The organism is Streptomyces albiflavescens (assembly GCF_014645835.1).
In the GTDB taxonomy this organism is placed as follows: domain Bacteria; phylum Actinomycetota; class Actinomycetes; order Streptomycetales; family Streptomycetaceae; genus Streptomyces; species Streptomyces albiflavescens.
This window is the reverse complement of sequence record NZ_BMMM01000032.1, coordinates 14,151-32,846: the sequence shown is the minus strand read 5'-3', so window position 1 is coordinate 32,846 and position 18,696 is coordinate 14,151. Positions and strand designations below refer to the sequence as shown.

At 68.0% G+C, this 18,696-nt stretch carries 14 protein-coding genes and 3 pseudogenes; 5 read left to right on the top strand and 12 right to left on the bottom strand.

Annotated features, from left to right (window positions below; translation table 11 throughout):
* Nucleotides 1-175: 175 nt before the first annotated feature.
* Nucleotides 176-2,194 carry a trypsin-like serine protease gene (locus IEY95_RS46775; protein ID WP_189192435.1) on the bottom strand — a complete coding sequence of 673 codons (2,019 nt, stop codon included), beginning with the start codon at nucleotides 2,192-2,194 and terminating at the stop codon, nucleotides 176-178.
* Between the two features lie 164 nt (nucleotides 2,195-2,358).
* On the opposite strand from IEY95_RS46775, the gene IEY95_RS46770 reads away from it, so the two are divergent.
* Together IEY95_RS46770 and IEY95_RS46765 are read left to right on the top strand one after the other, a co-directional pair.
* Nucleotides 2,359-3,060 (top strand): hypothetical protein, encoded by a 702-nt coding sequence (locus IEY95_RS46770; RefSeq protein ID WP_189192434.1) that lies wholly within the window; start codon nucleotides 2,359-2,361, stop codon nucleotides 3,058-3,060.
* Nucleotides 3,057-3,380, top strand: a complete 324-nt coding sequence (locus tag IEY95_RS46765; RefSeq protein WP_189192433.1) for a hypothetical protein — start codon at nucleotides 3,057-3,059, stop codon at nucleotides 3,378-3,380. The genes IEY95_RS46770 and IEY95_RS46765 overlap by 4 nt, the downstream gene beginning before the upstream one ends.
* 623 nt (nucleotides 3,381-4,003) lie before the next feature.
* Here IEY95_RS46765 and IEY95_RS46760 read toward each other — a convergent pair.
* The 4 genes from IEY95_RS46760 to IEY95_RS46745 all read right to left on the bottom strand — a co-directional run bounded on the left by IEY95_RS46760 (nucleotide 4,004) and on the right by IEY95_RS46745 (nucleotide 8,366).
* Nucleotides 4,004-4,792 (bottom strand): ABC transporter ATP-binding protein, encoded by a 789-nt coding sequence (locus IEY95_RS46760; RefSeq protein ID WP_189192432.1) that lies wholly within the window; start codon nucleotides 4,790-4,792, stop codon nucleotides 4,004-4,006.
* The gene (gene ntrB, locus IEY95_RS46755; protein ID WP_229703833.1) at nucleotides 4,789-5,685 is read right to left on the bottom strand and encodes a nitrate ABC transporter permease; all 897 of its coding nucleotides are present in this window, start codon (nucleotides 5,683-5,685) and stop codon (nucleotides 4,789-4,791) included. Before ntrB ends, IEY95_RS46760 begins: the two co-directional genes overlap by 4 nt.
* Complete coding sequence (locus tag IEY95_RS46750; protein WP_189192431.1) at nucleotides 5,682-6,917, bottom strand: CmpA/NrtA family ABC transporter substrate-binding protein; 1,236 nt, start codon at nucleotides 6,915-6,917, stop codon at nucleotides 5,682-5,684. Before IEY95_RS46750 ends, ntrB begins: the two co-directional genes overlap by 4 nt.
* A gap of 219 nt (nucleotides 6,918-7,136) precedes the next feature.
* On the bottom strand, nucleotides 7,137-8,366 hold the full coding sequence (locus IEY95_RS46745) for an IS110 family RNA-guided transposase (RefSeq protein ID WP_373294689.1): 1,230 nt from the start codon (nucleotides 8,364-8,366) through the stop codon (nucleotides 7,137-7,139).
* Nucleotides 8,367-8,655: 289 nt separating this feature from the next.
* On the opposite strand from IEY95_RS46745, the pseudogene IEY95_RS51150 reads away from it, so the two are divergent.
* Nucleotides 8,656-8,976 (top strand): annotated as a pseudogene (locus IEY95_RS51150) (helix-turn-helix domain-containing protein); the annotation flags it as partial.
* A gap of 13 nt (nucleotides 8,977-8,989) precedes the next feature.
* Nucleotides 8,990-9,496 carry a hypothetical protein gene (locus IEY95_RS46735; protein WP_189192479.1) on the top strand — a complete coding sequence of 169 codons (507 nt, stop codon included), beginning with the start codon at nucleotides 8,990-8,992 and terminating at the stop codon, nucleotides 9,494-9,496.
* A 155-nt stretch (nucleotides 9,497-9,651) separates the two neighbouring features.
* Here IEY95_RS46735 and IEY95_RS46730 read toward each other — a convergent pair whose 3' ends face one another.
* A complete protein-coding gene (locus IEY95_RS46730; protein WP_189192474.1) occupies nucleotides 9,652-10,872 on the bottom strand; it encodes a metallophosphoesterase family protein in 1,221 nt (406 codons plus the stop codon).
* A gap of 1,105 nt (nucleotides 10,873-11,977) precedes the next feature.
* On the opposite strand from IEY95_RS46730, the gene IEY95_RS46725 reads away from it, so the two are divergent.
* Nucleotides 11,978-13,201: a PP2C family protein-serine/threonine phosphatase gene (locus IEY95_RS46725; protein ID WP_189192429.1), complete on the top strand. Its 1,224-nt coding sequence runs from the start codon at nucleotides 11,978-11,980 to the stop codon at nucleotides 13,199-13,201.
* A gap of 634 nt (nucleotides 13,202-13,835) precedes the next feature.
* On the opposite strand, the gene IEY95_RS46720 is transcribed toward IEY95_RS46725, so the two are convergent.
* The 6 genes and pseudogenes from IEY95_RS46720 to IEY95_RS51140 all read right to left on the bottom strand — a co-directional run.
* Complete coding sequence (locus tag IEY95_RS46720) at nucleotides 13,836-14,042, bottom strand: DUF4235 domain-containing protein (RefSeq protein ID WP_189192428.1); 207 nt, start codon at nucleotides 14,040-14,042, stop codon at nucleotides 13,836-13,838.
* A 176-nt stretch (nucleotides 14,043-14,218) separates the two neighbouring features.
* Nucleotides 14,219-14,521, bottom strand: coding sequence for a hypothetical protein (locus IEY95_RS46715; RefSeq protein ID WP_189192427.1), 303 nt, complete (start codon nucleotides 14,519-14,521; stop codon nucleotides 14,219-14,221).
* Nucleotides 14,522-15,015: 494 nt separating this feature from the next.
* Nucleotides 15,016-15,882, bottom strand: a complete 867-nt coding sequence (locus IEY95_RS46710) for a GNAT family N-acetyltransferase (protein ID WP_189192426.1) — start codon at nucleotides 15,880-15,882, stop codon at nucleotides 15,016-15,018.
* A 57-nt stretch (nucleotides 15,883-15,939) separates the two neighbouring features.
* Nucleotides 15,940-17,021, bottom strand: a pseudogene (locus IEY95_RS51145) (IS630 family transposase).
* A 269-nt stretch (nucleotides 17,022-17,290) separates the two neighbouring features.
* The gene (locus IEY95_RS46695) at nucleotides 17,291-17,617 is read right to left on the bottom strand and encodes a plasmid stabilization protein (protein WP_189192425.1); all 327 of its coding nucleotides are present in this window, start codon (nucleotides 17,615-17,617) and stop codon (nucleotides 17,291-17,293) included.
* Between the two features lie 360 nt (nucleotides 17,618-17,977).
* Nucleotides 17,978-18,216: pseudogene (locus IEY95_RS51140) on the bottom strand (helix-turn-helix domain-containing protein); the annotation flags it as partial.
* Nucleotides 18,217-18,696 lie beyond the last annotated feature (480 nt).

Below are 18,696 nucleotides of genomic sequence, written 5' to 3'. Positions count from 1 at the left end.
GAAACCCCGTTCCCTGCCCTGCCCCCGCAGGAGTCCGATTCCTCCCCTGCCTGAAGACCGGGGCATCCTCGGAGGAACCAGGTGAATGCACTGGGCACCCCCGTCGAGGATCCGCCCATGGGGGCGGGCCCCGGAACCACGGCGGTTCCGGGGCCCGCGGGAGCCGTAAGGGGCGTCAGGGCGCGACGAGCTGGTGCTCGGCGCCGATGCCCGACGCGTTGCCCTCGGTGTACAGGCTCAGTTCACCGTCGGACCAGCGGACAAGGGTGTCGTCCGGCCACGGGTTGTCGCTGAAGTCGCCGCCGGTGACAAGCATGGCGTGCTCCCACAGATTGTTCGGCGCTTTCCACCGGTGCTCGCCCCAGCTGTCGCCGGTGCCGGTGAAGTCGTCGTAGCAGGTCACTTCGCCGTCGGACCAGCGCACCACCAGGTCCCAGGTGTCGTTTCCGGTGTAGTCGCCGGAACCGATCTCCACTGCGTGCTCCCACAGCTTGTTCGGGTTGACGACCTTGATCTCCTTGCCCAGGCTCGTGCCGGTGTTCTGATACACCGTCAGTTCACCGTCCGACCAGCGGACCACCAGGTCGTCCTGCCACTTGTTGCCGCCGTAGCGTCCCGCGGTCAGGGCCTCGGCATGCTTCCACGTGTCGTTCGGCGGCATCAGCTGCTTCTCGCCGTGGAAGCCCCTCTCGTCCACCGAGGGATACAGGGTGAGTTCGCCGTCGGACCAGCGGACCATCAAGTCGGAGCCGTTGTCCCCGGTGAAGTCGCCGGCGACGACCTGCACGGCGTGGTCCGCCCAGAGCTTGTTCGGCCCCTGGACGCGGATCTCCTTGTCGAAGTAGTTCAGCCCCTTGCCGGCGCCCCGGTAGATGGTCAGCTCGCCGTCGGACCACAGGACGAACATGTCCATGTGGTCCTCGGAGACCGGCCCGTTCAGCGCGAAGTAGCCGGAGGCGATGTCCTTGGCGTGCTTCCAGGTGGACGCGGCCGGCAGGACGATCGGCGTCGGCTGCCGTCCGGCCACCGCGGCGTCGTAGATCCGCTTCAGGTCGTTGTCGAAGTACGAGGAGTACGAGGTGTCGGCGCTGTGCCCGCCGGTCTGCCAGCCGCCGGTCACGCCGACGACCTTCGGATCGTCGCCGCCGATGATGAACGGTCCGCCGGACGTGCCGGACACGTAGCCGTCGCAGTCGATCTGCGAGAACGTGCCGCCCTTCCAGCCGCCCTCGTCTCCGGTGGTGAACTTCTTCATCGGTGAGGTGCAGTCCAGCGGGTCCTGCTTCGGGTGGTAGTGCGGGTCGCCGTTGTCCAGCCACGGGTAGCCGATCACCCGGGTCTTGGGGTGGTCGAAGCCGGCGTTGTAGCCGATCGGGATCGCGCCGACGACGTCCTGGAGCTTCTTACCGTCGGACCGGGGCTCGGTCTTGAGGAGGGCGAAGTCCAGGTCAGTGTTGTCGTGGTCACCGCCGCGGCGCAGATAGCGCGGGTCGGCGTAGATCTGCCCGACCTTGATGGGGAACAGCCCGTACGGGGCCGGGTGGTCCTTGCTGTGCTTCGGCACGAAGACCTGCTTCATGTGCTGGTCCTGGTTGTCGAAGCAGTGCGCCGCGGTCAGGACCAGGTCCTTGCCGGGCGACGGCACCACGGTGCCGGCACAGTAGCGGTGGTACAGCTCGCCGTCCCGGCGCTCGTCCCAGTAGAACGTACCGACTTCCTTGATGCCCTCGAACGTATGCGACGGCGACCGCAGCAGCTCCTTGCGCTGCGCGGCGGACAGCCTGTCCTCGCGGACCTGGTCCTCGTGTACGGGCAGGGCCTCGGCCATGCGCTCGGGCGTCCAGTACTTCTCCAGCTCGGACGGCGAGTCGGAACCGTCGTCCGGGGCGCCGCTCGTGGGAGGCGTGGTGGGCGTGGGCGTGCCGGAGGGGCTCCCGGTCGCCGAGCCGCTCACGCCCGTCGACGAAGGAGCGGACGGGGTGGCAGGGCCGGTGGTGGTGTTCGACGGTGACGCCCCGGAGGTCGTGCCAGGTGTCACGGTCGGCGAAGCGGACGAACCGGCAGGCGAAGCGGTTCCGGCGGACGCGGTGCCGGGCGTCGGACCGGCCCACGCGGGCGCGGACACGGTGAGTGTGGACAAGGTGATTGCGGCGGTCACCGCGGTGACGGTGACAAGGCCGTGTCTCAGCCTCATTTTCCCCCTCCATATGGTCATTCCGGACCGTGGTCAGAGATCCGGATCTTGTGCGAGCCATCGACCGTAGCCAATGACGGCCCCCCATGCCGAATCTTTGTGCGAAATCACTCCATGCGGCACGGCCGAGCAACCCGAGATCCCGAAAAGGCATCTGACCCGGTATGGCGACGACACCTCACCCCTTCATCGGCTCAATCGGGCGGGCCCGCGCGCTCGGTCTCGTCGTAGGAGCGTGCCTGGCCGCGTCCGCGTGCAGTTCCACGGGCGACTCCGCCCGGCCGTCGGCGCGGCCGTCCGGCGGGACCGGCCGCCCGTCCGCGTCCGCGCCCGGATACCGGCAGGCGTACGACGCGGGATTCGCCGCGGGCAAGCGGCTGTTCGAGGACGGCGGCAAGGGCGCCGCGGTACGGGAGGTGAACGGCGGGTGCGTGCGCCGCTCCCTCACCGCGAAGCCCACGGCGGTGGTGGACCTCGACCGGGGAGCATGGGTCCTGGGCTGCAAGCAGGGGACCGGAAATAGCACCCCTAACCCGCCGAGCGGCCCCGTCACCCGGCGCGAGCCGGACGCGGACCTGCTCCACCGCTTCGGGAGCTGGGCGCGGAAGAACGAGGCCGCCGACTCTGCCCGCCACCTCACCCGGGTCACGCTGGTCCACCTCGACGCCACCGAGTACGACGTCGAACTCACCACCACGTACACCGCCGGAGCCGACGGTCCCGGCGTGCGCCGCCTGGCCCGCGACTACGCGCGCTGGTGGGACGGCGACGACGGTGACGGAACGGCCTGGCATCTCGTCGTCGCCGACACCAACGGGCAGCGCCTTGCTGCCCACAACCTGCACTCCCAGGGGAAATCATCGTGACCAACGCACCGCGCAGCCTTCTCGTCTCCCTCCTCGCCGCGGGCCTGTTCGCTCCCGTGACGATCACGACGGCGACGGCGGCCAGTGGAGGTTGCACGTCATGGCTCAGCAACTCCGGGATGACCGGAAACGTCAAGTGCACGGACGGCGGCGGCACCAGCCAGCACCGGGCCGTCGTCACCTGCATCAACGGCGGCGGCACGAAGTGGACGATCACCGGCCCCTGGAGGTACCGCGGCCGCACCTCGTCCGCGACCTGCTCCACCAGCGGCACGGCCGGCGTAGCCGCCATTGACCACGAACGCCGGAACCGCGGCTAGCGGATGCACCACCACCATGCGGCGAAACGCCGGGCTGCCGATCACGGGGGTCAGGGGTTTGGCTGAGAAGCCGTCTCTCAACCGATCTTGGAACGTGCAAGTCGAACGGAGTTCCTGGTCGGGTGATCTTCCGGCCGTACGCGCATGAGGGCAGGGCCTCCTGGTAGCTCGGGGTGCAACCCCATTCCGAGCGGCTCCCGGAGGCCTTGTTGTCGTTGTTGTACGTGCCCATGCCCGTTGAGTTCAACTCGCCTGCACGGTCGTGTGATTGCCTCGCGCACGTGTACGGCAACGCGGCCGACCATCCGGATCGGGTGCGCCGGTATCCGTCGGACATGACGGACGCGGAGTGGGCGGAGGTCCGGTCGTTGTTGCCGGCGCCGGCCGTCAGAACCAGCTCCTCACCGAACTCCAGCAGGCCGACGCTCCGCCCAACCCCTGCACACCACCAGGTGACCGCGGCACCGCCCAGGCTACCGACTCCGAGACCGAGTCAAGATCCATCAGCCCGATGCGGTGCCGCCGGTGGGTGCGAGGTGGCCGCAGGAGGTGCTCCCGACCCGCGAGGAGGCGTCAGGTCACCGCGGACCGAGAGCACCACCTGCAACCACCTCACACCCCGGCTATGCGACAGCCGTCTGATCGACGAGCAGCAGGCCTGCCAACTCCTCCTGGATCCCGGCATATTCCGGGTGGTTGCTGATCGTCGCGCGGTCCCGAGGGCGCGGGATCGGCACCGGGATGATCGTTTGCACCGACGGCTGCGGCGGATTGGACATGACCACGATCCGGTCGGCGAGCAGAATCGCCTCTTCGAGCCCGTGCGTGACCATGAGCACCTTCTCCGTCTCCGACTCGTTGCCCCACAGCTCGACGAGCTGTTGCTGCAGTCGCGAGCGGGTGAGCGCGTCCAGCGCGCCGAACGGCTCGTCCAGCAGCAGGGTGCGCGGGCCCACGGCGAAGGCGCGGGCGACCGCGGCGCGTTGGGCCATGCCACCCGAGACCTGACCTGGGCGCTTGTCGCGGTGCTCCCACAGACCGACCGCGGTCAGATATCGCTCCACCATCTCGTCGGCCTTGGCGCGTGACCAGTCCGGGCGTGCCGCCCGGACGGCCTCGCGTACATTGGCGAGCAGGCTCAACCGGGGCAGCAGGGAGTAGTTCTGGAAGACCATCGCCCGCTCGGGCCCCGGCCCCGTGACCGGCTTGCCGTCCACGACGATCTCGCCCTCGTCGGGACGGTCCAGGCCGCCGACCATGTTGAGCAGCGTGGACTTGCCGCAGCCCGAGTGGCCGATGAAGGAGACGAACTCGCCTTCTTCAACCGTCAGGTCCACACCTCGCAGAACGTGCTGCGCGGGCCCTCCCCTCCGCTTGAACGTCTTGTGCAGTGCGCGGATCTCGACCGTCATGACTGAACCTCCTCGATGGCGACCTTGCGCGAGAGCCGTACGAGGATTGCGTCAAGGATCAGTCCGACAAGACCGATGAGGACGATCGCGGCGACGACCGAGCTGAGGTCCCCGGCGTTGTACGAGTCCCAGACGAAGAACCCGATGCCCGAGTTGCCGGAGAGCATCTCCACCGCAACGATGACCATCCAGGCGATGCCCATCGACAGCCGCAGACCCGTGATGATCGACGGCAGGGCGTTGGGTATGAGCACATGTCTCATATAGGCGAGGCGGCCGAAGCGGAAGACCCGCGCGACGTTGCGGTGGTCCTGCGGAATCTGCGCGGCGCCGGCCGCGGTGTTGATCAGCGTCGGCCACAGCGCCGTAATGAAGATCACGAACACTGAGGCCTGGGGCGCGTCCTTGAATACGGCCAGCCAGATCGGGAACCAGGCCAGCGGCGACACGGGTCGCAGAACCTGGATCACCGGGTTGAACGCGAGCCAGGCCCGGCGGCTGGCGCCGATCAGCATGCCCGCCAGCACGCCGACCACGGAGGCCAGCGCGAAGCCGGTGAACACGCGCTGCAGCGACGTGCCCAGATGGAGGCCGACGCCTTGGTCATTCGGTCCGTTGTTGTAGAACGGATCGGACAGCAGGTCGATCAGGGTCCGGGCCCCGTCGAGCGGGGCCGGGACGTCGGTCGAGTGGGATGAGGCCAGCTGCCAGAGCAGCACGACGGCCGCGGTACCGAGCATGGCCCATCCGAAGCCGCGGGCCAGCTCGGCAAGTCGGCCGCCCCAGGCGCCCGTTGAGGGCGCCCGGCGGGCAGGGGGGCCAGGCCGCCCCGGCTGGGCGTCGGTCGCCACAGCCGGTTCCGCCTGATCCGTAGGCGTCAGGGAATGGGTCACTTCCGCTTCGCCTCCTCCTTCGGCTTCGCGGGGTCGAAGGTCGTGCCGTCGAGCTTCACGTGGAACGGGCTCATGTCGTCTCCTGGCACGTCGATGCCTTCCTTCTTCGCGACCTCCTCGTACAGGTCGCGCAGAATGATCTCGTCAGCGATCTTGGTGTAGGGGAGGTCGCCCTTCACGAGCCCGAATCGCTGGTACTGGCTCAGGAACCAGATCGCGTGCCCGCGGCGCGGCGCGGGGGTCTTGCCGTCGCGGAAGAACATCATCTGGTCGCCGCTGAACTTCTTCTCGCCCAGGTCGGCACCCAGCTCGTAGGTGCCGAGCAGCCGGCCCGCGATGTCCTTCGCCGGTGCCTTCACATACTGCGGGGAGCCGATCGTCTTGGCGGCCTCGGCGCGGTTGTCCAGGTCGTCCAGCCACTTGGCGGCCTTGAGAACCGCCCCCATGACGTCGACCAGGACATCCTTCTTCTGCGAGGCGAACGTGGCGTTGGTGACCAAGGCCTTCTCGGGGTGGTGCTGCCAGATGTCCTGGGTGGTGATGTGGGTGAAGCCGATGTCCTGCTGGACGGCAACGGCGTTCCAGGGCTCGCCGACGCAGTAGCCGTCCATGTTGCCGACCTTCATATTGGCGACCATCTGCGGCGGCGGGATCGGTACGATCTTGACCTTCGACAGATCGGCCTTGGTGGCCTTGAGCCAGTACCGCAGCCAGGTGTCGTGCGTACCGCCGGGGAAGGTCATGGCCAGGGTCGGTGACTTCTTCTCCAGCAGGCCACGGGCGGCCTTGAGGTCCGCGTAGCCGGCGTCGGCGAAGTCCTTTTTGAGTGTGATGGCCTGGCCGTTGTTGTTGAGCACCATGGCGATCTTGAGGTCGGTGGAACCCGTTCCCGCGATCTTCGAGGCGACGGACAGGGGGAGGCTGAAAAGAGCATGGGCGGCGTCGATCTGCCCGTTGAGCAGATTGTCCCGAGTTGCTGGCCACGAGGCCTGCTTGATCAGTTCAACGTCGAGGTCACGCTCGGCGAAGTAACCGAGTTCTTTCGCCATCACCAGGGGCGCACAGTCGGTCAGCGCGATAAACCCAAGGCGCACCTTGCGGCCAGGCTTGGCTGAGGTGGACTTCTTGTCGGACGAGCCGCACGCGGTGAGAGCGGCGGTGCCGAGCGAGGCGGTAAGGGCGGCTGTTCCAGAGAGGCGAAGGAAGCCTCTGCGCCCGAGGTTGTTCTCCATGGCGAGGAACGTACGGCCGCATTGAGGCAACGAAATTGCGCGTGTGTCAAGGGCGTAAATCACGCACATCGCTTGAGTATGTGAACACGACGTGAGGGGTCTGAAACCAGTCGGGCATCTGGCGTGTCGCTGGCGACATGAACCGTGGTCAATGGCCAGGGGCCGCTACTGATTCCCAATGGAGTTGTCAACTGGTGTCGGTGACAGGCTGTGAGGGTGTCAGGCGAGTGCGCTCGCGGGCGCCGGTGCGGTGGTCTCGAAGGTGCGACCGTCGCGTATCAGGGCCCACAGGACGTTCAGACGACGTCGAGCGAGGGCAATGATCGCCTGTTTGTGGCTTTTCCCCTCGGCTCTCTTGCGTTCGTAGAAGGCCTGGGAGACGGGGCAGGAGCGGGCGGCGACCATGGCGGACATGTAGAAGACCCGCATAAGGCGGCGGCAGTAGCGCCGTGGGCGGCGCATGTTGCCGCTGACGCGTCCGGAGTCCTTGGGGACGGGGGCCAGCCCAGCGACGCCGGCGAGCCGGTCGGGACTGCCGAAGACGCTCATGTCGCCGCCGGTGTGGGCGATGAACTCTGCTCCCAGCACGGGGCCGATGCCGGGCATGCTCAGGACGATTTCGGCGGCGGGGTGGTCACGAAACCGGCCCTCGATGAGGGCATCGGTCTCGGCGATCTCCTCATCAATGGCCGTCACCTCCCTGGCCAGCTTGGCCACCATGACGGAGGCCAGCCTCTCGCCGGCGACGGCGGTGTGCTGGGCTTGGGCGGCCTCAACGGCCGTGGCAGCCACCTGTTTGTAGTTGCGGACCTTGCGGTTCTTCAGCCAGGTCGCGAGCCGGTTCTTACCGATCCTGCGGAGCTCGGCCGGGGTCTGGTAACCGCCCAGCAGGACCAGGGCAGCCTTCGAGGTGCTGTAGTCGAAGGCCCGTTCCAAAGCAGGGAAGTACTCCAGCATCTGGGCCCGCATACGGTTGATCGCCCTGGTGCGGTCCGCAGTCAGGTCCAAGCGGCGCGAGGTGAGGATACGCAGGTCCACGGCGATGTCGCCGCCGCGGTGCATCGCTTCCAGGTCGCGGCGCATACGGGCCTGATCAGCGATGATGAAGGCGTCCTTGGCATCGCTCTTGCCGTCGCCTCGGTAGGAGCCCGAGGCGTGATGAACGGTGCGACCGGGGATGTAGAGGACCTGCTGGCCGTTGTCGGTCAGCAGCGCGATCAGCAGCGCGATCAGCAGCGCGATCAGCAGCGCGGCGCCGCCGGAGTTGAGATCAATCGCCCAGGTCACCGACTCGCCCTCGCTCAGCTCCAATACATCGGCGATCAGCTTGAGCAGCTCGGTCTCATCGTTTGCCACCCGCCGCGACAGCCTGCGCTTGCCATCAGCGTCGATCACCGTGCAGTGGTGTGCGGCCTTGCCCGCGTCCGTACCGGCCCACAGTTCGGGCACATTCACCTCCGAGGTCGTTGCAGTTCAAGCCCGTGCAGACGACCTCGCCAGCGTGTCCTTACCAAGCGACCTTGTCGCGCATCCCAATGAGTGGCCGAGTCGTCGCGGGAAGCCAGGCGGCCAATCAGTAGAAGCCACTTACACGGCATGACCTTGACAGCCACACCCAGCAACCCTGGGCCTCCCGATCCTACGAGTGACCGGAATCAACCCACCAACAACGTAAGGACCTTGTCGGCGTGATCTCGCGGGGGCTGACAAACTGTGGTTGCCGCAGTAGGCCGGTCATATGAGGTATCCGCAAGGGGGCGGGCTGACCGCGGAGCGTCGGGCGTTTCGCGAACACATCCGGATGCAGGCCGCCGAGTTATTCGCCCTGGGGCGCGACAGTGCCGCGGTCGCCAAGCAGTTACGTGTCAGCGTGCGGTCGGTACAGCGATGGCGTCAGGCATGGGAGTACGGCGGAACGTCGGCCTTGGAGTCGAAGGGGTCAGCGTCCAGGCCCAAGCTGAGTGAGGCGCTGTTTTGGGTGCTTGAGCAGGAGCTGGCCAAGGGGCCGGAAGCGCACGGCTGGCCGGATCAGACCTGGACGCTGGCGCGGATCAAGACGCAACGGGCACTGCGTGCTGGTGCTGCCGGAGTCCGAGCGGCTCGTGGACGCCACCGTGGAGCAGTTCCACGACGTCCGCGCGATCGGCGCGGGCCCGATGATCGGCAAGGTGGCCTTGGCATCGCAGGACGGCGGACTGATGGAGCCGGGCGCGCAGGTGATGCTCCAGCGCGGGGATCTGGTGCTGGCCTACACGGTTGCCGGGCCGGAGGCGCTGGCCTCCATCGTGGACCACCCGGAGGTGGCGGCCCATGCCGCAGGCCACCGCCGTACCGGGGTGAACCTCGCTTCCCTCGCGCTGACTGCTCTGCGCAGCGAGGACGTGCGCGGCCGGGCGATGCAGGCCCCCTACCCGAGGCTCCGGGCCCTGCTACGGGCGATCGGGGATGCCCCGTATGAGGCGGACGAGTCCCGGGACATACGGTTTTGCCTGCCTGATGAGGACGGCCGGGAGCGGTGGCTGAGGCTGGATGAGATCCAGCTGCCGCCGACCACCCCGGCCGCCTGGCCGCATTCGTAGGTGGCTGTCGGCGGCGGGATCCGTGTGAAGCCTGCCCCCGGTGGCCGCTGGGTCCGCGCGCCTCGGCCGGCTGCGATCTTGGCCTGCCACGGTCGGCCTGGTTGGCCGTGGCAGGCCGTGGCTGATGGTGCCGCACCGCTCCAGCGGCGCCCGCCTCAATGGCAGGTGAATGACTTGTGGGTGAGGTCCGTGCTCAGCGTGCAGGTTTGGCCCTTTACCGTGCCGTTCCTTTCATGGAAGGCGGCGCTCCAAGTCCCGCCTCCGTCGGTCAGGTCCGCATAACCGAAGATCCCGATTCCCCCGGGAGGACTCTGTTCCTGAGTGATGGACTGATTGACGGGCTGCGGCGGCGTACCGATCGCCATTCCCATGACTTTGCTGTCGTTCGGGCCGTTGTCCAGTGGTCCGCCCGAGGAGCCCACGGTCAACTGGGGCGGCCGGTGAGTGTTGAAGTCGAGCATCTGGTAGAGGTGGATGTGCCCCGAAAGGGCCAGTCGCACGTTGTCCCGCAGCCGACCCAGGTGGGTGTCGGCGACGGCGGCGTCAAGGACGTGAGTCGCCACGGTGGGCATGGGGGCGGCTGATTTCACCATCCACAGTGGCTTGTGCGTGAACACGAAGTAGTCCTGGTTCATGTGCTGCTGCCGACCCGCATCTTGGTTCACGGCATTGAAATACCCGGTGAAGATGCCTTGGTTCGCTGTGCCTCCGTCGTCGTCCGGGTCGGCCAGCGAGGAGTCCACGTTGACGAGGTTCAGCGTGCCGGCGCGGATGAACGCGGGGTCGGTGAAACGGCTGCAACTTCTGTCGTTGCGGAGTTCGTCGGCGAGGTAGCGGAACCATGCCCCGCCGGCGCCGTCGTGCAGCGACGGGTTGCAGCCTTCGTGGTTGCCCCGGGTCAACGCGACGGGCGCTTTGGCCAACAGCGTTTCCGCGGGCCGGAAGAAGTCGGCGACGACGCAGTCCCAGCTGGCGGCGTCGGAGGCTGTCTGGCAGCCTGGATTCTTCGCCTTGTCGTCGGCCCTGGAAGGGTCTTCCCGGTAGAGGTAGTCACCGGTGTGGATCACGAGATCCAGCTTCGTCTCCTTGGCAAGGCTGGCCGCGACCTGCCCGAAGGGCCACTCGGTCGAGCACTTCTGAGCGGGATCGGTAGCTTTCGCCGGAAGGCTACAGCCGGTGTCGCCGATGACTCCGATCGTGGCGGGACGTGTGGTCCCGGTCCACTTCGGCAGCGGGAGCTCCCTGTTCGAGGGGTGCACCGTGGCCGCTTGGACCGTCGACTGCTGAAGCACCGCGTTGGAGGCCGTCGGAGGCACCCTCAACTGGCAGACCGTGGTGGGGAACTGCGGCCCATCGGGAGTGCTCAATCGGCGCATGCGGAACGGATTCCTGGTCGTCCCGACGGTGTAGTTCACGGTGGGACACATGTGACTGCTGTCGGTGGACACGTAGCGGATCTGGGTGCCGTGACTGGTCAGCTGGGTCCACGCCCAGGCCTCGCCATTGAGCCCCCCGCCGGGTGGCGGAGCGGTCGGCCCGGGCGGCCGTGGCCCCGCGCTGCCGGGTGCGGGTCTGGCCGAAGTCGCCCCCGCCGAGGCCGCCGTGGCCAGCACACTCACCGCGGCGAGGACAACGATTCGATGCATCATCTTGTTCACGTTCCTCCGTTCGAGTGCCCGACCGCCGACACATCACGTCGCCGGAGATCACTCCGGAATCGTCACCGACGGTTTCCACCTGCGCACGACAACGCAGGCGAACGGCCTACGGGGACCTCGTCCCGAGCAACGCCCAGGGACGCGACCGCGCGCCGACTCCAGGCCCACACCTCCCGATCAGGAGCCGGAGGCGCTGGCGCCTGGTCGCAAGGAATTCGCTCCGCGAATTCCACGCTGGCTACAAAATGCGGGGTTCCGCCTTTCACTCTCCCCTCGAAAAACTCCAGAAATCCTCAGGAATCCAGGAACGCAGGCAACGGGAAAGCGAGTTGAGGTTTTTCCGGGAGAAAAGCAGAATTCCGGGAATTCGGGAGAGGGTTGGACGCTCCGGGCTCAACAGGTCCAACCCCTCCCGGAGGGAAGAGACGTGACACCCCGTCGGCACGACGGCCGGACGCGAGAGACGGGGAGCCAGACCCAGGACGGACGGGAGAGGGGCTAGAGAGCGAGAAGGGCAGGGACGGGAGGAAGACGCCCTCCGGGCGCCCCACACGCAGCCACGCCGGCGGCTCAGGGGCGGAGCACCCGCCCCTGAGGGCTTCCAGCCCTCAGGGACACGCCTACACACCGAGCTGCGGAACGTCAGGCCTCTGGAGCGCTTGCCGTCAGGCGACCGTGCAGGTCTGGTCGCCCAGCTTGAACGACCGCCCGATGGGCCGACATGCCGCGCATGGCGTAATGATCCGCTCGGGCGTGCTTCCCAGGTCACGTTGTGCACAGGCGGTGACCGGAGTCGGGCAGGAAAGAGGTGGCGAACCGGGCCATGGGCGAGGACAGCGTGGACCGGTCGGAGGGCTTCGGCGAGCGGCTGCTCGGCGCGCTGCTGGATCAGGCGCGGCTGTTGCCGCCGCAGCTGATCGCCCCGCTGATCGCACAGGAGGTGGCCAGGATCGGCGGTCGTGACGTCTCCATCCTGCTCCAGGACTACGCGCAGGAGCTGCTGGTGCCGCTGCCGGGCAGGAAGCTGCACGTCGGCCAGCCCGAGCCGATGGCCGGCTCCCCGGCCGGCCGGGCCTTTCTGCGCGGGGAGGTCGTCGAGGTGCCGAAGACTCACGGGGTGCGGATGTACTTGCCTTTGCTGGACGGGAGCGACCAGGTGGGGGTGATGGCCCTGACGCTGGACGCTCTGGGCGACGACGAACGGCGCCTGCTGGGCAGGCTCGCCAGCCTGGTCGCCGACGTACTGGTCACCAAGAACGCCTACACGGACCAGTTCTTCCTGACCCGGCGCCGGGAGCCGATGAGCGTATCCGCGGAGATCCAGTGGAGCCTGCTGCCACCACTGACGATGTCCGTTCCGCAGGTCGAGGTGGCCGGCATCCTGGAGCCCGCCTACCGCGTCGCCGGCGACAGCTTCGACTACGCCCTCAACGACAACATCCTGCACATAGCCGTGATCGACGCGATGGGCCACGGCCTGGACGCCGCCGCGATGGCGACCATCGCCATCGGCGCCTACCGCCATGCCCGGCGCGTGTTCATCAGCCTGGCCGAGAAGTACGCGTTCATGGACGATGCCATCTCCCGGCAGTTCGGGCCCGACCACTTCGTCACCGCGCAGCTGATGCACGTGAACATCGCCACCGGTGAGATGGAGCTGGTCAACGCGGGCCACCCCGCGCCGCTGCTGATCCGCGAGGGCCGGGTCGCGGAGCAGCTGGAGAGCGCGACGACGCTGCCCGTCGGCTTCGGCGGTGAGACGCCCCGGATCAGACAGCACATGCTCCAGCAAGGCGACCGGGTGCTGTGCTACACCGACGGCATCATCGAGGAGCGTGTCGCCGGCGGGGAGCCGTTCGGTGAGGAACGCCTCATCCGCTGCGTCAACCGCCTGGGGGAAGAGCCATCAGAGGGAGTGCGACCGGACCTGCGCCGACTCTCCCACACGCTGAAGAGAGAACGAGGCGGGCGCACCAGCGACGACGCCACCCTCTTCATGATCGAGTGGCACGGAGACGCTGCCGACCACCTCGCGGCTCTTGACTGAGCGCCTCGACCTCAACCGAGTCCGAACCGGACAACGCCGCCCACGCGGACAACGGCCCCTCTCCGCCTGGCCAGCTGGTGGAAGGCAGCCATCCCCGCCTGCCCATGTGCCCGGGGGCTCGTTTGTGCGGACACGGGCCTACCCCGTGCGGGGAAGGGCTGGGCATGATCGACCCGCCCCGGTTCCCAGCCGGGGCTCGACGGGTAACGGGGTGTCGTGAGCGTCGTGTCTGCCGGCTGCGGGCGTCGTTGCACAAGACATCGCGCGCAGGTACCGCCACCTGGATACGCGACAGTGAGCGCCCGGCCTCTGCCCGGTCGCGGGCCCTCCCCCTGGCCCGGTCCTGTAGCACTCCACGGGGCCGGGCTACTTGCTTCGCGGGCGGCGTCCGAAGATGGCCTGGCGCAGGGTCGGGTACTGCCGGCTGATGTCGGTGCGGCATTGGGGGCAGTACCGGCGTCGTCGTCGAACCCACGGCCACCGGCACCCTCTCCGACACCGCCGCGGTGCGATCCGGGGCCAGCAGGAGAAAGTCCATCCGTTGCCGGTACAGCGCCCCTGACTGCTGGCAGCGCAACACATCATCGGCACTGGGGCCAGGGGGCCTCGGTCAGTACCGACGTCCCGTCGGTGGTCAGCCTGGCCAGGTGCCGGTCAGGCTGCGGGTGGCGGTGGCGTCGGCGCGGTCGACGGTGGCTTTGACCGCGACGAAGATCGCGCCCTGCAGGGCGGCGGCGAGCAGGACCTCGTTCCAGGTGCGCTCTGCGGCGGTGGCGTCGGGAGCGTCCTCGTCGTGGCTGAGCATCTTCCACGCCTGCTTGAACAATGCTCCAGCGAGCATGCCGCTGTGCTCCTGCGCTCACCGCGCGACTCCGACATGACCGCCGCGTTCCCGGAGGCCTGCGCGTGGGAGCGGGCGGCTGGGGGAGAATGTCGCAGCTGGCGCATTCTCCTCCGGCCGTACGGGGCACCGTTCCTCGATGTCCGTGATGATCGCCTTACCAGGACGCGGCTTCCTCACTCGCTCTCGGACGACTCCTCGCCCTCGGCCGTGACAGCCTCCGCTTCCTCGGCACTCGCTTCGTCTGGGAGTGCTTCACTCTCGGACGACTCCTCGCCCTCGGCCGTGACAGCCTCCGCTTCCTCGGCACTCGCTTCGTCTGGGAGTGCTTCGCCCTCAGCCTCAGCCGCCTCGGATTCCGCGCTCTCGCCGGACGCAGCAGCGTCCGTCTCCGCGCCCTCCACGGCCTCGCCCGCAGGCTCCTCGCCCACAGGTGGAGTCGGCTCGGGTTCCTGGGGCGCCTGTTCGGTGTCGCTCATGAATTCACCTCCTCCCCATGACGCGTAGTCAGGGAGTCCTGATGTAGGTCGATGGCAGCCACCGACCCTAAAACGCGGGGATTTGCACTCTTCTTACCTTTTGTCCTAGTCCTCAAGGGTGAGGATGTCAACGGCCCCTGGGGCGAAAGGTCCAGTCACGACCGAGCAGTTCGCGGCGCTCGAGACGTGCGCGACAGGGAAGTCGCGACGGGCAGCGGGTGGAGCACTCGATCACGTCAGAGGAGAAGAGGATCGAGAGAAGAGGATCGCGTTCCCGTTCGCGCTGTTCGCCGGTCGGGTCAGCATCCGCGAGCGCCCTGGGCGAAGTGTTCACCTGCCCGGAGGCGCTCGGCGTGGTCCTGGGCCCTGAACGCGGGAAGATCCTCGGCCTCTTCGCCGACACCTATCGCGCCGTCCGCTTCACCCGCTCCCGGGATCACCCCGTGGCCGTCGATACACTCCTCCCGCGGACGAGGCCCCCGGAGACCCCGACGTCAGACCTTCCGGATCCGGTCGGCGATCTCCGGCCTCGCCGCGAACCCGGCCGCCTTGTACGTGGCGACGCCGCCGACGTTGGAGCTCGGCGTGCACACGCGCACGCTTGACGAGCCCATCTCCCGCAGTGCGGCCGCCCCGGCGACGGTGATCGCCCGGCCATAGCCGCGGCCGCGGTGGTCCGCGTGGACGCCCATCGGCTCGACCAGTCCCGGCTTCCCCGGGCCGGCCGACCAGACCGTCACCACCGCCGCGGGGTTGCCCTGGTCGTCGTAAGCACCCAGGCAGCGAGCGTCGGCGTAGAACGGTGCCGCGGATATCTTGTGCCGGTACTCGCGCGTGGGCCTCGTGGTGTTGAACGCGGACCGCAGGACGTCGGCGAAGTCCTGTGCCTGCTCCAGGCCGATCTCCTTGATCCGCACGCCGGGGTCCTCCACCGCTTCGGCGAGGTCGCGGAAGAGCGGCGTCCACGGCTCGTCGACGCCCCAGCCCTCCTTGGTCAACAGGTCGTGGAGCAGCAGGCCCTGCGGCGCCTCGATGGACACCGCTCCTTCCGGCAGCACGCCGCGCTCAGGCAGCGAGAAGTCCTCGACGAGCCGCCGCGCCAAGTCCTCGTCATGGAAAGCGTCGGAAGCGACCGTCATCCGCACGAGCGTCGGCAAATCCAGCATCCCGACGGCGAGGATCCGTCCGTTCCGGCTCCAGGTCCGGACCACCGCGGCCGTCTCGGCCGTTCCGAACCGGTAGTTCCAGCCGATGTCCCCGGGATGCAGCTGCATCGGCGCTTGGTCGTGCTGCCACTCCCGCAGTGCCGCAATAGCCTCGCGCACTCCGTCGGCGGTCGGCGTACTCAGCACAATCGTCATAGCCGGGATCAGACACCCCGTCTCGGTGGCGTGCAACCGATTAACTGACTAAGCGCTTCAAGGTGATGGTGGCGGGAGGTCGATGACGAGTCCGGTCCCGGCGAGGAAGCCGTCGAGGACGTCGGGGCGGTACTGGAGGCGCTTGAGTCGGTTGCACACGAGCGCGGCGAGTCGGCCGAGGGCAACGCTGGCGAGGTTCGCGAGGCTGTGTTTCACGTGGGCCCATAGGTACTCGACCGCGTTCAGCTCGGGCGCGTAGGCGGGCAGGGTGAACACCGTCAGCCAGGCGCGTGCGTCGATCAGGTCGCGCATCTTGTGGGAAACGTGGGTGTTCAGGCGGTCCCACACGAGCACGATCGGCGCCTTGACCAGTTGGTGCACGCCGTCGACGAGGGCGATGTAGTCGCGCTCGGACAAGCTGCGGCGCTCGCCCTTGCGTCCGGTGTGGCGTCGCAGCCGATGGCACAGCCGGGTCCGCGAGCCCGGACGCATCGCGATCAGCCCGGCGACCGAGACCCGCCCGGAGCCGCGGCCGTTCACCTTCACGACCGGGGTGATGCCGCGCCATCCCCAGGTACGTCCGGTCGGCGGCCTGCGTGTGAACCCCGCCTCGTCCTCGAAGCAGATCCAGCCGCCGCAGGCCGCCCGGGTGGTTTTACCTCCGCCCACGTCACCTCCTTCCAGGAGGTGACGGCCTTCTCGTCGCGTTCCGCGGCCCTGCGGGCCGGGACCTGCAGCGTGAACCCGATCCGGCGCATCAGCCTCGTCGCGCCCGAGACGCTGTAGGAGACGTGAAACTTCCTGCCGATCAGCGTCACCACCCGCGCCCCGGTCCACACCTGGTCCTAGTCCCAGCCGTGCGCGGCCGGCCCTTGTTCCAGGTAGTCGGCCAGCTTCTCCCGACACTGCGGCGACAGCTTGCAGCGCTGCCCGCTCGCGCCCCGGGAGGCCAACGCCTCGGCCCCGCCCTCCCGCCAAGCCTGCTGCCACTGGTAGGCCGACTTCGAGCTGACCCGCAACTGGCGGGCGACCTCTGGCGGGACGACCCCTTCGGCGAACAACCCGGCGGCCTCCAGCCGCACCGCCTCGCGGCGCCGACTGCCCTTCGCCGTCAGCCCGCCCCCATCCGCATAGCGCATACCAACGACGTACTGCGCAAATGACCATCAGTCGGCCGTACAAACCAGCCAACCACCTCGAAGCGCCGAAGTCAGTAAGTCTCTGGACGAGGTGGCCGTAGCCGAGCACCCGCTCATCGAGTGGCACGGAGGAGGGCCCGAAGTGTGGAAGCCCTGAACATGCCGCTCAGCCTCCCGGCCCGATATTGATCACTCACCTGAACATCCGGCCCTCCCCCGGAGGGACCTTTCAGACCGTAAGTTTTCCGCCCGGGCCAGAGCCCCTGCTGTCAGCGGCCAAGGGCATTCTCCAGCCGCCGCTTGGTCATCGAGGAACGGCCGTGAATGTTGCGCTTCTTGGCCTCCTCATACAACTGGTCCTTGGTCGGCCCTTCCGCGCCGCTGTGCGAACGCTGCCCACCACGCTGCGACGCCGGCTTTGAGTCACGCGTGGAGGACTTGCTGGCGGTCTTCGGCTCGCCCGACCTCGCCCGCTCCTTGTTGACCGTCCGCGCGGCGATCTCCTTGGCTCGCTTGGTCGACTCGCCACGGTCCTCAGCGCTCTTCTTGATGTGCTCGTACTGCTGCTCCCGCTCGGAGCTCGATCCGGCCGGCATCGTGTCTTCCTTTCCTTCCTGACAGACTCGGCGAACGCACGCAGTCCGGGCTCAGGGATGGCCGGCCCGCTGGTCCGGCGGCACCCCGCCGCCCTCTCCCCCGCCCTTGCTGCCATTGCCCCCGGCCCACAGCGGTTGCGCCTACTGGGGAGAGATTGGCTGTCCCGACACCCCCATCTACATTCCGCCGCCGGACATCGGCCACCGGTCATAGCCGAGGGAACAGCGCCCCGGGCTGCCCATGGATCCATCCAGCGGCGTCCCCGAGGCCGCCTCGGACGGAAGCAAAACTGATCGGCTACCGGGCCGGACCGATACCGTGCGACGTGCCGCAAGGCCGACCTGGTGAACCCTCGTCGGCTGGACGTGCGTCGCGTTCGGGGATGTCTTCGGGGCCTGGGAGCGGGTGCGCAGGCCCTCGACGCCCTCGGCCTGGTAGCGGCGGTACCGGGTGTAGTACGCCTGCCGACTGATATCCCGTAGTAGCGGCAGGACATCGGGACGTTCCCGGTGACCTCTTCGACGTGGCGTATCACCGCCAGGCGCCGCTTCGCCTCCCGGTCAAGCGGCGGGCTGATGGGGAAATATGGCGAGTCAATCGCCCGGGTGAGCCCCCCAGGGACCACCCCGTCAGCCCATAAGCAGCATCGCGGGTGCCGCTTACGGTCACCTGATGCAGTGGGCCACTATCGTCGCGACCGCGCTCGGCGCCGTCGTCGGCGTCCTCAGCTCCGCAGCCTCTGACCGCCTCCACTGGCGCCGCGAGGTAGGCGCAGGCCCTCAGGACGGAGCAGACGGCTTCCGGGGAGGGGGAACGGCTCGCGCTGAGCCGTTCCGGGCCAGGTGTCGAGAACCTGCGATTTGAACCCTCCCCCCGCTGAAGCAGGGGGGATTCCTGGCTCAGGCTGCCTGCGGGTCCAGCGGACCTACGGGCCTTACACCCTCAACACCAGCCGGGTCGGAACCTGCCCGGTTTGGTACTACAAGCAAAGGAGTTGCTGTGCCGGCTTGGCTCTCGCTCAGCACGGTGTGCGCGCTTGGTTCTCGCAACGCACATCGAGCACGTTACCCGATCGCGT